The following is a 17,132-nucleotide window of genomic DNA, read 5'->3' on the forward strand; positions in this document are numbered from 1 at the left end:
CAAGCCCACTAAAAAACAAAATCCAAGTTTTAGCGGGCTCCCCCTCAAAAAGCATCTCAATTCACAAATCAAACACTCAATTATATCCACTTTAATAGTAGAAAAAACTTCTATCTATGTTACAATAAATAGCCGATAATAATACAGAAGATATGTATAACTGTCTGCAAAAAATAAAAGCTCACTTCTCACCAAAACTCCTCGCTGTTCTCACCTTTTTTATGATGATTTGTGTGAGTGCGCAGGCAGCAACGTATCACTGGATTGGAGTTATAAATTCAGATTGGCACAATCCACAAAACTGGAATTCTCCAGATGGATTCCCCGATATTCCAGGCCAATCAGATGATATTATCATCGATGAGAGCATTTCATTTCTTCCAGGTATCGAAGAAGCAGATGATATAACAATAAAATCTCTGACATTTGAAAACTCTACACAGACAATTGTAATCAAAGGAAAATTAACTGTTACAGAGAACTTTACCTTATCTAATATTGATTATAGATCTACTGGTACATTAAAAACCGAAGGAACACTTACAGTTGATACTCCATTTTCAAATACTGAATTAAGTCTGGAATGTGAAAATCTTGTTGCATCAGCGACTGTCGAATGCGACAGTATCATAGTATCTGGAACTTCCACAGGTGCTGAAAATATCATAGCAAATACACAAGAATTATCCGATTCTTTAATTTTTTCAGGTTCTGAAGACCAGACTTATGACGCTGATGGAAAAACTTTTACATCTATTATAGTAAATAAAGATGGTGGAAAACTTACAATAAATGGAACTTGTAATATTACCTCTTTCGAACTCCAAAAAGGAAGTGAAACAGAATTCGGAGGTTTTCCAACTATAGGGACTTACTCAGACACGACTGCTGGAGGCGATATAACTTTCAGCAAAGGTATGAATATACAAGCTGGTACTGAAACTGAATTTAAAACCAATGGAACAATTACATTTGGCGCCTCAGAATCTACCTCTACCACAGTTTCCGGAAAGGTTATCTTCAATGGAACTAATCAGACTCTAATTACAGAAGGAACTGTATATACTGAAATTGTTGTTGCAGAGAATACAACATTAATATTACGCAGTAATCTTACAACAACTGGAGATCAGATATATACAGGTACATTAGAGATAAGCAGTAACAGCTCATCACTAAATTCTTTAGGAGTGATAAAGTTCAATAACAATGTTACCGGAACCGGTTCCCTAACAGTTTCTTCTGCTGCAACTCTGGCTGATGGTAAAACTGTTTCTCCATCTGTAGTTATAGCAGAAACTACTGGCGCAATTACATGTTCTGGTGCAGCAATCTTCGGAAGTACACTAGAGAACAACGGAACAATAAATGTTACTTCTTCATTAGCAGCAGATTCTTTTTCTGGTAGTGGAATAATCAATCTCACTGGCGAAACAACATTTCTAACCACGACTAACACTAGCACAACAACAAATACTGTTGTGCTTACATCTACAAATGCAACAATAAAAGGTAATTTTGAATTTGCAGCTTTTGACGCCTCGGATGCATCTATGAGTGGAAAGATAATATCACTTGATGCTGATGTGACAACAAAAATTAAAGCAGAAAATCTTTCGCTTAAAGGATCTGATGGCTCCTTACTTAATCTTACTGGTACTGGAACATTTGATGCAACTACACTTGATGTTCAATATCTTTCTATTGGTTCTGATGTAAAGCTTGACACTTACACAGGCAATCTTTCAGACAAAAATTGTGAACCTTCAGCCGGACTCACACAACCTGATTGGCTCTCAGTAATACATAATGGCTGGAAAATAAAAGACTTATCTTCTTTTATTTACACATGGGTAGGTACATCTGAGGATTGGGGAACCGAAACCAACTGGGACACCGGTTTTATTCCCTCAACAAATTCAAGAATCATTATCCCTGTTGTTGCAGACTCTAAGAAATATCCAGTTTTATCTGATTCTGACTGTCATGGAGGTACGCTTTCTATTGCTTCTGGGGCCTCAATAACTTTAGGAGCTAACAATCTTGTACTTTCTGGAACAGACGAAACAGGTGCAAATCCAGCGAATCCTGTTCTCGCTAACGCCGGCACAATTATTTATACAGGGACTGGTCGAATAACAAATAATGCCGCAACCCCATCACCAATTAATGATACTGCTCAAGGAACCATTGAATATGCAGGTACAACTGGTGGAACTGTAACCGATTTTGGTACAGCAGATTACAACAACTTAATAATTTCCGGTACAAACTGGCAGATTGATGGTGAGTGTACAGTACAGAACAGTTTCTCTATTACGGATGGAGGAACCTGTAACATAAGTAACGACACTTCAATAACAGCAGAAAGTATAACAATTACTGATGGCGGCTCTTGTTCTGTTAGTGCAGAGACTACATTAAAAGCAAAGAATTTTGCATTCAATGGAAGCAGTACAAACAAAAATCTTACTTCGTCTGCAAATGTAAACATGATTTTCATTCCTGCAACAGCAAATGCAGATGTAAACATTCCTTCAGGTATTGATTCAAGTTTTACTTTTGAATCAACAGGAACTCTTCATTTAGAAAATGATTCTTCAGGAAAGCTTGTTTTTTCTGATTCTGATACATTCAATGTTTTTGAATACAAACTCAATTTCCATAGCCCTGTTATATTAAAGCAGGATATAAAAGTTCAGAATTCAGTTACAGCCGCAGAAAGCATTACTGCAGGAGACACAAGCGGTACAAGCGCACTCATTTTTCAGGGTTCTGGTGAAATTGAATTTAACCCGACTACCGACAAAACCTATCAGAATATAACCATCAACGACACAGGTTGTTCACTTACTGTAAACAACAATGGTTATACAATCACAAACTGTACAATCACAAACGCAACTGCCACAACCTTCGATGGTACACCAACAATCACAAATCTATCTGATGCCACAACAGCCGGCAATATAACCTTCAACAATGGTGCAAATATTACAAATGCAGTTTCTTTGGAAACAACAGGAAATACAACTGTTAAGGGAAATATAAGTGCAGCAAGCTTCTCTGCAAAAAATCTTGTAGCAGGCGATACTGCAACCATTGATACATCAACAGGAACTCAAACCTACACCACTATAAATGGAACAAATGAATCAGAAGAATTAACACTTAAAGGTTCTTCGATTACCCTGAATGGGAACGTTGGAGAAAATATAAAACTTGCAAAACTCATAATAGACGGTACTACTTCAATCGATGCAAATTGTTCAATAACTGCTGATGAGTTTGATTTTTCTGGAAACATTTCAGGAACAGATAAGAATCTTACTATTACAACCGCAAATCTCAAGAGCACAATTGCTGTAGCTGGAACAGCAGAAATCAGTTTAAATCAACTTACATTAAGTCAGGCAACAATTATAGGAACAAAAAACGCTTCTACTCTGTCGCTAAATATTCCAAAGATACTTGGAACTTCAACTCTTACTTTTGATGAAAATGCAACTCAAATCACCTTGAAAGATGGTATTGAAGTAAACCCTAATATCATAAATAAACGAAATGTAATCTGTAATGGTGCAGCAACCTTTAATGGTACTTTTACTAACACAAGCGGTTCTCTTACCGGTGACCAGACAACTGGTAAAACTCTTACCTTTGTAAAGAAGTATTCCGGCACAAGTGCCACTCTTATTGCCGCAAAATCAACAAGCGAGACAAACGGTATTACCATCTTCCAGGATGAAGTAGATTTATCTGACACAACTTTTACAGCATCGGCTGGAACTGTAATACTCAGTGGTGCAACCACACCAGCATCACAACTCCTCACTACAAAAAATGATGGTAATACACAGTTTTATAATCTCACTATAAATGGAAATGTAACTTTTGCTACCAGTAACAAAATCGGCACATTAACTGCAACTGGCCTTGGCGGAAAAAAAATAACATTTACCGCAGGAACAAGTCAGATTGTAACATCTATGACTCTTAAAGGAACTGATGAAGATAACAAACTCTGGCTTACATCTACAGGAAATTGGAATATCAGCTGTACTAACGAACCAGAATTAAAATTCTTGAGAGTTGATAATTCTACAAACAATTCAGCAAATACAAATTTTGTTGCCTTTAAGAGTACAGATGCAGGAAACAACTCTAACTGGTTCTTCCCGGATATGAAATACATTTGGCTGGGAACAACATCCAAAGACTGGAACACAACAACAAACTGGAAAGACGAAGTTATACCTACGAAAGGTGCTACAATAGAAATCCCTGTTTCAACTGCTGATAACTACCCTAACCTTTCTAGTCTAACAGAAGATTTGGATTTAAATACATCTCTAACTACACCGTCTGGCACTGTTCCATACAATGCAACAATTACAGTTTTCCCTGGGGCTGAATTTGATTTGTCTAACAGAAAAATTACTGTTGGAGAAATCATAAACAATGGACTTATAAAACTGAATGGAAACTCCGCAGATCAAATCTCTGGAACAACAACAAAAGGAACAGAGGCCGGTGCTACCCCTACTATTGAATACACAGGCACAGGCACAGAAACTCATTTTGTCTGGGATGACGATAATGATACCAGTAACGGAAGACAATATACAAATCTGATTTTAAATAGAGCTGGTGCTGAGGTTACAGAAAACCTTGAAGTTTCCAATGAACTTACAATCAGTGCCACAACTTCAATAGCAACAGGAAATAGTATTTCAGCAAAAGGTGATGTTACCTCAACTGCTAATATTAGCGGCATTGGAAAACTGATTTTCACTGGAACTCAGGTTCAGGAATTTAATGCCGGAGGAAAATCTTATTCGAATATTGAAAAAATCGGAAACAGTTCTCTGACAATAAACGAAGGCTTCAATACCATAACCACTTTCACAAACCCTTCAGGTTCAGGAAATATAATTTTCAATGTTTGTGGCACGATTACAAATGATGTTACTTTTGCGACAACCGGCAACATTTCTATAACTGGAACTCCAACTGCAATGTCATTTGGAGGAGCTTTCACACACACAAACGGTTCCACAACAATTACAGGTACAGTAAACGCTGCTTCTGTATCACTTGCAGCCGCTTCACTTAAGGGATTAATTTCTACATCAGGAACTCAAACTTATAGTGGCGCTGTTACTCTCACAGATGATCTTGAACTTAAGAACACCGCTCTTGCAACCGGAACTGCCATTAATTTCTCAACTGAAGCTTCAACTATCACAGGCGACCATACCTTAACAATAAATATTCCGGCAACAACAGACGCCTCTTTCAATGGAATAATTGGAAATACAACTTTACATCCTTCAATTAGTATTCTGAGTGCAAGAAATACAACTTTCGAGAAATCTGTTATCTGTGATACGTTAAACGTAACATCAGGAACAAAAACACAATTCAATAACTCAGCCACTATTACAACTCTTACAGATATTAGCACTTCAGGAGAATTCCACTTCAACGCAGGCGGAAGTATTGCAGCTTTTGATGGTCAAACATTCAATACTTCTTCTCTCGTAAGTTTTGGAAATGATTCAACAGATTCATTTATCATAGGTTCTGCAACCGGTGATAAGAAGTCGCTGACACACACAGCAGGTAATACAAAAATAACTGGAACTCTTACTGCAGCAGACATAAGTTTGGATACAACAGAACTGACAGGAACAATCATTGGAACAGATGTTTCTCTTGGAACAACAACCGGCGGTCCAATGACAATTAAAAACTCAGGACTCTTTAAATTAAATGATACAAAGACACTCACATTCACAACAAGCTTTACACAAAATGGAACAGGTAACTCTATTCTTGGCGGAAGTTTTGGCAGTGACGCTGGAACTGGAAATGCATCGTTTGAAACAAATGTTCAATTAAATTCAACTTCAGCTGCTAACTTTGGAGATAGTGATGATATTATTTCTATCACTAAAAATCTCATAATAACTTGTGGCGCGGGAATTACAATAAAAGGTGAAACCTCTGTAAGTGGAAACCTTGTTATGTATAATGGTGCAGTTACAGCAGATGCTAATATTAACGTTACAAAAGATATTCTTATTTTAGGAAATGCTTATTCAGAAACTGATTCAACTACAGGTATTACTGACGAATATTCTTACACTGCAAACAGAACAGCTCTTGGCTGGAGCACAGCAAATTATACAGCTACAGCATTACCAGATGGCTCTGCCCTTCCAGCTACTACAGCGTATTCCGCTACACTTTCGGTTAGTACAGGAAAAACAATTTCAGCAGGCAAGAACTTTTATGCAAATGGTACTAATCTTAGCAGAGCCACTGGAAGCGACAAATGGCATCTTAGAATTCCTGATCTTACAGATCCATCAAACGGATATGCAGAAGCCTACTTTACAAAAATAACAGACTGCAAGGTCATCTGTAACGATGGAACAGAGGATGGTTCAAAAGCCAAACTAATCACTCTTGATGACACAAATTCTGCTTCAGAAAAATCAACCAACAGTAATGTTGATTTTGATGAGTTCAAAATAATAAATGCTTACACTGTACGAGATAATACAATCTATGTAGAGTTCAATCGTCCAATCCGTTATCAGCCTTTAGCATACGGAAACACTGGACCTCTTCATTATTCAGATAGAAGCTTTACTGGTATTTTCTCTGACCCAGACTGTACAACACCAATTCCACAAAATCTCACTACAGAACATTTTTTCATAAAGGCAGACGGAGCCTGGAACACAGACGCAAGTGGTAGTGATGCCGGAACAAATGGTAGTTCTGACCGCAATGGTATTCATCACGACACAAAGCCATACCTCGATTTCCCTCGTGCTCTTACAGGAAACAATTTTATTCTTACTGATATCTGGGGCAAGCGCCTGAACAATTACAGCCCACGTGCAAATGGCTCAGCCTACACTACTGTTGCCGACAAGACCGGTCCGGTTCTCTGGACTGTGCGTACCGGGCAGGAACTACACGACACTTACGACACAGCCACAGGCGAGGCAAGCCAGCATTCTTATGATTCCCACAACTTCCTTGAGTTCCGTTATTCGGAGCCGGTTGATATTGGAAGTGGAGCTGAAACAATTGCGGCTTACAATCCGCCGACCGACCCGTCACATACTCCAAACCTTGTAGAAAACATTCAGGTAACAGATACTCTTGGAGCAATTACCGGCAATATTACAAGCGCAGCCTCTACCCTCACATTTGCCGGCCTTGCAAAAATCACTGCTCCAGAGGGAAGTACTCTCCGCCTCTACACCGGCAGCAATGGTGCTGCAAATAAATATGTAAACGCACTTTACCGCCCGGATGAATACTCAATCCGACTTTCAATTGCCGGCTGGACAGACGGCACAGTAACAGACTACACCGGAAACGTTTACAAAAAATGGCCGGGCTACATTGAAGCAGCAAGTCAGTTCACAGGGGCAAAAGCAAAAGCCCTTGCAAGCACAAACACACTCGTAACAGACCAGATTGGCAACAATCAAATCGAATATGCTGAAGGCAGCCGTATAGAACCAACAGTACGTTCAGACTCATTAGACGAATCAGGTGTGAACACAGTAGCATTGCTTCCAACTTCACCAGATCTTTACAGTAAATGGGATATATCTTCTCCAGTCTTCACCCCACTCCGCCACTCAAAAGAAACCGCATGGGGTAGGGACACAATGTCAGAGGCAATTGGAAACACAGACGGTACAGGTTCTACTCTTGACCGAATTGACTTCCACTTCTTTGATAATACTCCGTCATATACCACAAGTGGCGCAGATGCAGACTTAGCCGAATGGTTTACAGAAATCGGCTGGTGTACTCCAGGATCAGAGGCATCGAAAGCTAACCTTTATGATAACACATACACTTATTGTGCCGATATTGTAGGAGGTGCCCGTCAGTTCGACTCAGACCCTACTCGCCGTACTACAGGTGGAATCCGCTTCTCAACAAAAGCTGGCATTTCAACTGCCTTCAGATATTCGACAAACTCGAATAATACTTCTCCATCAACAAACTTCTTAACAGGAATTGCTAATATACATACAACAATTGTTTCCCAGCTCTTTACCGGTTCGTCAACTCCAATGCGACCAGCCAACGACCCGGACGGACTTTATCTTGGACTTGGCCTCACAGATACTAATCTTTCAGTAGAAACAACATTCTCATTTTCATACAATGATTCATTAGGATATCTTACAGACCTTGCAGGAAACCGACTTCGCGACAAAGTTTCAAAAACGATTGACCGAACACCACCTTCTTTCGATATTATTCTTAGCCCTATTGACTCAAAGGCAATTTACATATTTTTTGTAAAACAAATTGTAACACAGTCATCTAAGATAAAATTCCAGGATGATGCAGGACAAGATAAATATCAAATTGATCCGAATTTCCCAGAATTCAATTATCTCATGCCAAGATGTTTCCGCATTATTTCAATTGATGATAATGGAAATGCCGTTGTCAGCAGCGAAAATCAAATTAATACAGCCGTACCAGCAGAAGTTGTAAGCGAGTTCTCAAACGATTCATTCACTTGTATCAAGCTTACAACTACAAAAGATATCAATATTGAAAACCTCAAAAAGCTTTACATCCAGCTTATCATGCCTGCAGAATATCCACAGACTGGAACCGACCCGCTCACCAACAACACCGGTTCACGCGTCACTTTGATTCAAGATCCTCTCGGAAACTACATGAGCATGTACTCTGCCCATGCTCTTTCAGATTTCGCAATCAATTATGTGAACCCGCTTTATGCTTATTCATCAGATATGCTTGATGATGGTGTTTCTGTAATGAACGGGCTTTACGAAGAAGGCAGTTGGGCAGTTCATGACTGGAATCGTGATCAGAAAAATTACGGAACACTTCCGGCAAATCATCCTATTTCTATAATTGCAGATACTAAGGGTGATGAAAAAATCAGACTCTACCTCTCCCCTGCTCCTGATGCAGACACTGTATCTCATCAGATTAATCAAGACTTTAAAATTGATTTTAGAATCTGGTTCCCGAACCTTACAGACGGACTGTTCCGCGCATTCGCTGCAGCAAACAACAGTAATTATATTTACACAGATGGAAGCCTTGTTGATCAGTCATCAGAAAACTCTATCTTCAATATCTCTAAGGAAAATGTGTCTGCGTGGGCAAGTGGAAGTCAGGTTAGCTTTATGTTTGGTCTGATGAAAGACAATAATACACCGGTTAGAATCTACAACAATCCTTATTACGATGTTGCTACAGACAAATTCAATCTTTCTCTGAGTATTCCGGTTCCTCTTTATTGTCTGCGCATGACAGACACCAGCGATGTCAATACTCTTGATTTGTGGTCATTCAAAATTAAGAGCATAACAAACCAGCGCGGTGGAGTTACAATTCTGAACAACGTTATTGATGCAGGCAAGGGAGAAAAAACTGTAATCAAGGTTGATGTCGCAGAAGAAGGCCGCTTAAACGTAATGATTATGACACTGGACGGAAACATCATAACTTATCTGAACCGCGGAAATACAAAGCCTGGCGAGTACTATTACACCTGGGACGGTAAAAACAATAACGGTGCGCAAGTAGCCCGCGGTATGTACTTTGTACGCGTAGTCGGAAGTGGAATTGATGAGACACGTAAGGTAATGGTTGTTAAATAAGTGTGTGCTTGCCGACCGCTTAAAAATCATCTATAATAACCTAATGGAACAAGAAAACCGACTGCATACAAGGTATGAAGAAATCGGCCGCATTACAGCACCTGAGATTTGTGCACTCCCTGGAATTCTCGATGACATCAGTTTAAATGGCTGTAAAGTGCATTACTCATTTCCAGTTGTTGTTGATCTGGAAAACGAGTATGAAGTAAAAATTTCTCCATTGCACGGCTCAAACAGTTCTCCTCTGAATCTTATCTGCAGCCCACAGTGGGTAAATGAACACGGCGGCAGCACATTTATTGGTTTTAAGATTCATTATTCTCCAGACGCACACAAGCTTGAAAACTTCATTAAGCATCTTGAAACAATCTCAAAGGATGATTTACCTGATATCGTCTGAAAAACAGAGCACATTATGAATACAAAGAATCTTGCATTTCTGGCTTTTCCGGAGCAGGCAGAACTTTTGATTTCTGAACTTGCCGGCCGCTTTGGAATTACACAAAAACCAGATAACCGCTACGGCGACCTTTTATATTACGAAAATCTTGAACTTTCCGAGGACTCAGGACTTAGTGACAAATGCCTGCCTTATTGGGCTCGCTCCGTTATGCTCGACCCCTTTTTCGTAAAGTTTAATTCGATTGGAGAAGCGGCCGCAGAGCTTAAAAAACTACAGCGAAACTGGGCGCCGTATCAGTACACCTGTTTCCGCCGTGCTCAGCTGATTCAGGAAAAACTGCCATATATTAATCTTAAAGACAGACAGTTTCCCGTAAAGATTCCTTCATCACCAATGGGACTTTGGACTTTGATTGATGAGCACACAATGATTGCCAGCGCTTTGACTAACAGTACCCTGCCGGCAGGAACTTTGCATTTTATTGAAGACCACGAAAACCCGCCAAGCCGCGCTTATCTGAAGATTCAGGAATCGCTTACAATGGCAAACCTGCTCAATGGAACTGAACTTCCTGGGGCCGGACAGCGTTGTTTTGAAGCAGGAGCCTGCCCTGGCGGATGGACCTGGGTTCTTGTTGGACTTGGGGCAGAAGTATATGCAGTTGACCGAGCTCCCCTCGCCGATTCACTTATGAATAATCCTCTTGTTACCTTCCAGGCACACGATGCATTTACGCTCAAGCCGGAAGAACTTGGACAGATAGACTGGGTATTTTCCGATGTAATCTGCTATCCGGAACGCCTTCTGGAATGGATAAACAAATGGCTCTCTTTCAAACCGGAAATGAATATGATCTGCACAATCAAAATGCAGGGAGAAATTAACTGGCCGCTGATTCAGCAGTTTGCAGACATTCCGGGCAGCAAAATTGTTCATCTGAATTACAATAAACACGAATTGACATGGATTCATACTCTCTAAAGTTAATTAACTTTAACTATTGAAATTCAGAGAAATATCCGATATTATAGTAACTATCGAAGGAGAGGAAAACTATGCAAACTTTAAGTGCAAAGAAAGAGGCTTATTACTTAGCTGTAGACAACACTGATTATCCACAGAACATGAAGAAATACATCAAGAAATTGATTTCGAACTGTGCATCACCTGAAGAGATTTTTCAGTTAACTCTGTTTTATCTCTACAACTGTCAGACAGCTTAGCTTCTACCTCAATTATTAATCCCGGTAAATCCGGGATTTTTTATTTAACCTTAAAACCAAAAGAATTTGCCTGCCGGTGTAAAACCCTATAAGATAAAACACTGCAGCCGTTTATACATAGTTCAGAAGAGCCACCACCGTCAAACTCCAAGGCATCGCTACAGCCCATCGCTCGGAAAATCTGACCACACTGGGGGTAAGAAAGCCCCCTGCTCTTTCCAGGCTTTTCGCCTTCAACTACAAGAAGATATAAAGTTCTGCCATCCGCAGTAATCCCCGCCCCGCTGCGCGAATCGTAGCGGCGGACAAAGTTCTCCTGAACCTGCCCCTTCTCAAGCACAGTAAAAAAACCGCCAAAGGCATAATCACAATCAAGAAAAGCCTGTGGAGTCTGAGAAAGAACCAGGTTTGCTATAAAGCCCTTCGAACTTCTGTTAATAACCAGAGCACTATAAGAATCATGTGGCTGAGAAAGCTCATTCCCCTTATCAATATAAACACCAGAAAGACGGCGCTTAGAAAAAAGATCAGCCTTGATGTAGGGAGTAAGATTCATAGCAACATTACATTTATTATTTTTTGCAAAAGCCTTTGTTGATATGCTCTTAAAAACATAAGGCTCGTGAATATCACCTTTAATATATTTTTCTTCTACAAAATCTGAATCTGGAAATGTAAGAATTTCCAGTCCCTCAGTCTCAAGTTGAATTCGTACAGCATGATAAATTACCGGGAAGTCCGAATTTTCAAAATCAAAAAAAGCGATTCCTGGACAGACCTCCTGCCATATAAAATCATCTGGAATATAAGAAGAAGGTGGAAAAAAAACTTCTTCTTCCTCAGCAGTTAAAACTGAATTTTGCAGACTGGCACAAGCAGAAAAAATAAAAAGAAAACAAAAAGAAATTAATACAATAAATTTTCTTAAAAGCTTATTCATCTATACTTTCCAGACCTTTATAAATATTATCCTTTATTGTAATATTTTTTGGATATTTTTGGAAATTTTCTTTATACAAAACTTCACCTTTATAATTTCCATTCGATTGAGCAAAAGTATTTCCAGTTATAGTTACATCATCACACTTACTCAATGAAATTATTGTTCCATCATTTTTATCTGCATTATCAATAAAAGTATTATTTATAACCCTTACAGAGCGCACAAGTCCACGATTTTCTTCATAACCGCCAATAGCAAGAGCACAATCTTTACAGGCATAAACACTGTTATTTTTTACCAGAACATCAAGAGTAGCATAGGCTTCTGAAAGCTGTGCTTCTTCTGCACCAATCTCAATTCCTCCAGAACAATGCTCTACTTCATTTTCTAAAATCCTGATATGCTGACCACCATCAGAATAAATTCCATAGGCAGTATCACCATAAGCACTTTCACAGTTTCTAACTTTATTACCTGCAATATAAACATATCTTGCAAAATCAAGACCTGGATCCGGGCAATATCCGTAATTACCACCAACATCAATACCTATATTGCCAGTATTATCAAGAGAGTTCTTTATAATATTAACAAACTCGCAGTTTCCTGTAACTGAAATACATTCTCCCCAGCCAGTAGCCATATTAGAAAAAGAATTATTATAAATCAAAAGATTATTAATTGAAGATTTAATATTTTCTCCGTTTCCAAAAGCAAGAATTCCATTTGCAACATGGTCTTTCTTTTTAGGCTGTGGAACTTTGATTTCTTTAAATGTACAATTATCAATAATTATATGATTCGATTGAGCTTCTATATGAATGCCCGCTGCATCAAGACCATAAGAATCTACAAATTGCAAAGAAGAAATTCTTATATATGAGGCCCCCTGAATCTTAAGCAGAACAAAATTATCTGCTGCACCCTTCCCACTGATGACAGCAGGATTTTCAGATGAATTATTTATATCCCCAGCTATTGTAATATAAGCTTGTGAATTTCCTTTTAATGTCTCTGGTATTATAATTTCTTCACGATAGATGCCCCCTTTTACATAAAGGGTATCACCTGCAGTAAGAACCTTAAAAGCCTGACTAAAACTTTTAAATGGAGACTGCTCACTTCCATTTCCTTCATTCAAGGCTATTGCTGAAATATAATATTCTTTTCCCCTTGAAAGCTTTTCACCAGAAAGAATCTTATTTAAAGCAGAAAGAAAATCCTTATCACCATAAAAACTGTTTTCCTGAATTTTCGGCAGAGCTTCTATTTTACTATCCGAATTACTTGAGCAAGAAAAAACAATGCATAAAGAAAAGAAAACAAAAAAGGAAATACGTTTCATGTCTGACCTCTTAATCTAAAAAAAATCCCGCCCAAATCTGAGCGGGATTGCATAATATCGTCTCAATGGATTGCCACGTCGCTGCGCTCCTCGCAATGACAGTCATTGCGAGCGTAGCGAAGCAATCCACATTATCAAGAACTATGCCTTGTTGAGGCGTGACTCGAGGTCATCGAGAATTGCAGACAATTCCTTTGGAAGGTGCTTACCGAACTTAGGATAATGGTTTTCACGAATATCCTTAACCTCTTTCTTCCATCCTTCAACATCAACCTTGAGGATTTCTGGAAGAGTCTTCTTGTAGCAGTCAGCAAGACCATCAGTATTGATAGCGCCTTCTTTTGGCATATATCCGATTGGAGTATCAACACAGTTATCAACACCGTCACAGCGGTCGAAAATCCACTGGAGAACACGGCTGTTGTCACCGTATCCTGGCCACATGAATCCACCTGGAAGGTCAGCATTGTTTTCGTCCTTGCGGAACCAGTTAACGTAGAAGATCTTAGGAAGCTTGTCCTGATCAGCCTTAGCACCTACGTCAATCCAGTGCTGGAAGTAGTCACCCATGTTGTATCCACAGAATGGGAGAATAGCAAATGGGTCACGGCGGATCTTACCAACTTCAGCAGCGTTGATTGTAGAAGCAGCTGTGATTTCTGAACCTACGATAGATCCAAGGAATACACCGTGGTTCCAGCTGCGTGCCTGATGTACGAGAGGTACAGTTGAAGGGCGGCGACCACCAAAGAGGATAGCAGAAATAGGTACACCTTCTGGAGATTCCCAGTCAGATGCGATACATGGACACTGCTTAGCAGGAGCTGTAAAGCGTGCATTTGGATGAGCAAATTCTTCACCCTTAGGAGACTTGTCCTTAGGAAGAGCATCACGAGTATTTCCCTTCCAGTCAACAAGCTTACCCTTTGCAGGATATCCGATTCCTTCCCACCATACATCACCGTCTTCAGTAAGAGCACAGTTAGTATAGATAGTATTCTTTTCAGCAGAAATAAGAGCGTTCTTGTTAGATTCAGCAGAAGTTCCTGGAGCAACTCCGAAGAAACCAGCTTCTGGGTTGATAGCGTAGAGACGTCCGTCTTTTCCAAACTTCATCCATGCAATATCATCACCTACAGTTTCAACCTTCCATCCTGGGATAGTAGGAATCAACATAGCGAGGTTTGTTTTACCACAAGCACTTGGGAAAGCACCTGTTACATATTTTACTTGGCCCTTAGGGTTTGTGAGCTTAAGAATAAGCATGTGTTCTGCAAGCCATCCCTCTTCACGAGCGATAACAGTTGCAATACGAAGAGCGAAACACTTCTTACCAAGAAGAGCGTTTCCACCGTATCCAGAACCGTAAGACCAGATGAGGTGCTCTTCTGGGAACTGTGAAATGTATTTGTGCTCAACATCAGCACAAGGCCAGATTCCGCCGTCTGTTTCGCCATTGTTGAGTGGCTTACCTACAGAGTGGAGACATGGAACCCAGTCACCGTCAGTACCAACGTACTGCCATACCTTTTCACCGGCACGAGTCATGATGTCCATGTTCAATACAACGTATTCAGAGTCTGTAAGCTCAATACCGTATTTAGCAATTGGAGATCCGAGTGGACCCATGCAGAATGGAATTACATACATTGTACGACCGTGCATACAACCTGTGTAAAGACCCTTCATTGTAGCCTTGAGTTCAACTGGGTCAATCCAGTGGTTTGTAGGACCAGCATCTTCTTCCTTCTTAGAAGAGATGAAAGTTCTTGATTCAACACGAGCAACGTCGCTTGGAAGAGAACGGAACAAGAAACAGTTCTCTTTTGCCTTCAAAGGTGTAGCCAAACCAGCATCTACACACTTTTTCATAAGGCGGTCATATTCAGCTGTAGAACCGTCAACAACAACAACTTCGTCTGGTTCACACATCTTAACACATTCTTCGATCCATGCTTTAATTCCAGCATGTTTAATGTCAGATACGTTCATGAAAAACTCCTATGAGCCTTGTACCACACAGATACAAGACCAATTTCTGTATATAAAAAGCCTCTCCAAGAAACCTCTTATACCAACATATAATTTAACGATTTCTTAATTTGAATTCAATAGTAAAGATTACAAATTAGAAGGAAGGGAGGAGTCCCTCCCTGCGCTCCAAAGTCTGAACTGAACCCCAAAAGTTGGACACTTTTGGAGGTATAAAATATGAGCAAGAGTTTGTCTTATGAAGAAAAATTAGAACTCATAAGATTATGGAAAGAAGAAAATTATTCGAGAAGAATGCTAACTGAACATTTCGGAGTATCACAGCATGTTGTAGATCGATGGAAAAAACGTTATTTAATTCATGGAGAAAAAGGATTAATTTCAAGAAAAACAAATCGTCCTTATACAAAAGAACAAATAGAAAAAATTCTACAAGAACTTAAAACTGGAATTTCACAGAAAACAATTGCAGCTAAATATCAGATTTCCCATTCAACTTTATCTAGATGGATGTTAAGATATCAATATATGGGAAAATTTGATCCAACAAAAGCAATAACACCAGATGAAATAAAATCTCTAAAAAAAGAGAATAAAGACAATCCAACTATGATGGAACTGTTAGAGAGGCTTGAGTATTCAGAAATGGAGAATGCATGCCTAAAAAAATTGGCGACCTTAGTTCAAGCTCGCAAAGAGAAAAATCAGAAGCAATCAAAGAATTAAGGTCAGTATATAAATTAGATAGATTGCTGAAATACTTTGATTTAAAGCGTTCGACATTTTATGAGAATATAAAACCCAAGAAAGATAAATACATTGAGATTAAACAGAAAATCCTTGAGATTTATAATAAAAGCAATAAACGAAAAGGATACAGGTGGATAACATCTGATTTGCATAAATCAGGGGTTCAGATTAATCATAAAACAGTATTACGTTTGATGCAGCAGCTGGGAATAAAAAGTATTGTTAGATCAAAGAAATATAATTCTTATTCAGGAGCAACTTCCGGAATTGCAGTAGAAAATATCCTTCAAAGAAATTTTTCTACAACATCAATTAATCAGAAATGGACAACTGATGTAACAGAATTTAAGGTTTGTGGTAAAAAAATATATCTTTCAGGTATTATGGATATGCATAGTAAGGAGATTATCGCCCATACTGTAAGTTTTTCACCTAATATGAAACTTATTATGAACATGATAAAACTTGCATATAAAAAAACTGGAAATCCAAAAAATGTAATAATTCAATCTGATCAAGGATGGCAATATAGGCATATTTCATATAAGTATTTCCTGAAAAAGAAACATGCAATTCAAAGTATGTCTCGAAAAGGAAATTGTCTTGATAATGCTGTAATTGAAAATTTCTGGGGTATATTAAAAACAGAATGGTTTTATCTTAATGATTTTGATTCTGTTGATAAGTTTCTGGAAGAACTAGAATCGTATATTCATTATTTTAATTATGAACGGGATTCCAGTGTTTTAAATTATCGGACTCCAATTGAAGTCCGAATGAAAAA

9 protein-coding genes are annotated in these 17,132 nt (G+C 38.9%); 6 read left to right on the top strand and 3 right to left on the bottom strand.

From position 1 onward, the window contains the following. Positions 1-152 precede the first annotated feature (152 nt). The 4 genes from BM161_RS11980 (at position 153) to BM161_RS14420 (ending at position 11,318) form a co-directional block, all read left to right on the top strand. Positions 153-9,692, top strand: coding sequence for a FlgD immunoglobulin-like domain containing protein (locus tag BM161_RS11980; protein ID WP_074933014.1), 9,540 nt, complete (start codon positions 153-155; stop codon positions 9,690-9,692). A gap of 43 nt (positions 9,693-9,735) precedes the next feature. Then, complete coding sequence (locus BM161_RS11985) at positions 9,736-10,092, top strand: hypothetical protein (protein WP_143090563.1); 357 nt, start codon at positions 9,736-9,738, stop codon at positions 10,090-10,092. Positions 10,093-10,107: 15 nt separating this feature from the next. Next, complete coding sequence (locus BM161_RS11990) at positions 10,108-11,076, top strand: SAM-dependent methyltransferase (protein ID WP_074933018.1); 969 nt, start codon at positions 10,108-10,110, stop codon at positions 11,074-11,076. A gap of 74 nt (positions 11,077-11,150) precedes the next feature. Continuing rightward, a complete protein-coding gene (locus tag BM161_RS14420) occupies positions 11,151-11,318 on the top strand; it encodes a hypothetical protein (RefSeq protein WP_177206242.1) in 168 nt (55 codons plus the stop codon). A gap of 40 nt (positions 11,319-11,358) precedes the next feature. Here BM161_RS14420 and BM161_RS11995 read toward each other — a convergent pair whose 3' ends face one another. The 3 genes from BM161_RS11995 to BM161_RS12005 all read right to left on the bottom strand — a co-directional run bounded on the left by BM161_RS11995 (position 11,359) and on the right by BM161_RS12005 (position 15,598). After that, positions 11,359-12,258, bottom strand: a complete 900-nt coding sequence (locus tag BM161_RS11995) for a phosphodiester glycosidase family protein (protein WP_074933021.1) — start codon at positions 12,256-12,258, stop codon at positions 11,359-11,361. Next, positions 12,251-13,606, bottom strand: coding sequence for a hypothetical protein (locus tag BM161_RS12000; RefSeq protein ID WP_074933023.1), 1,356 nt, complete (start codon positions 13,604-13,606; stop codon positions 12,251-12,253). Before BM161_RS12000 ends, BM161_RS11995 begins: the two co-directional genes overlap by 8 nt. Before the next feature lie 141 nt (positions 13,607-13,747). Then, a complete protein-coding gene (locus tag BM161_RS12005) occupies positions 13,748-15,598 on the bottom strand; it encodes a phosphoenolpyruvate carboxykinase (GTP) (RefSeq protein WP_074933025.1) in 1,851 nt (616 codons plus the stop codon). 219 nt (positions 15,599-15,817) lie between these two features. On the opposite strand from BM161_RS12005, the gene BM161_RS12010 reads away from it, so the two are divergent. Together BM161_RS12010 and BM161_RS12015 are read left to right on the top strand one after the other, a co-directional pair. Further along, positions 15,818-16,324, top strand: coding sequence for a helix-turn-helix domain-containing protein (locus tag BM161_RS12010; RefSeq protein WP_074932838.1), 507 nt, complete (start codon positions 15,818-15,820; stop codon positions 16,322-16,324). Further along, positions 16,255-17,132, top strand: an 878-nt coding sequence (locus BM161_RS12015) for an IS3 family transposase (protein WP_074932840.1), incomplete at its 3' end; no start/stop codon positions are given. The genes BM161_RS12010 and BM161_RS12015, both read left to right, overlap by 70 nt.

The organism is Treponema bryantii (assembly GCF_900113965.1).
GTDB classification, from domain to species: Bacteria; Spirochaetota; Spirochaetia; order Treponematales; family Treponemataceae; genus Treponema_D; species Treponema_D bryantii_A.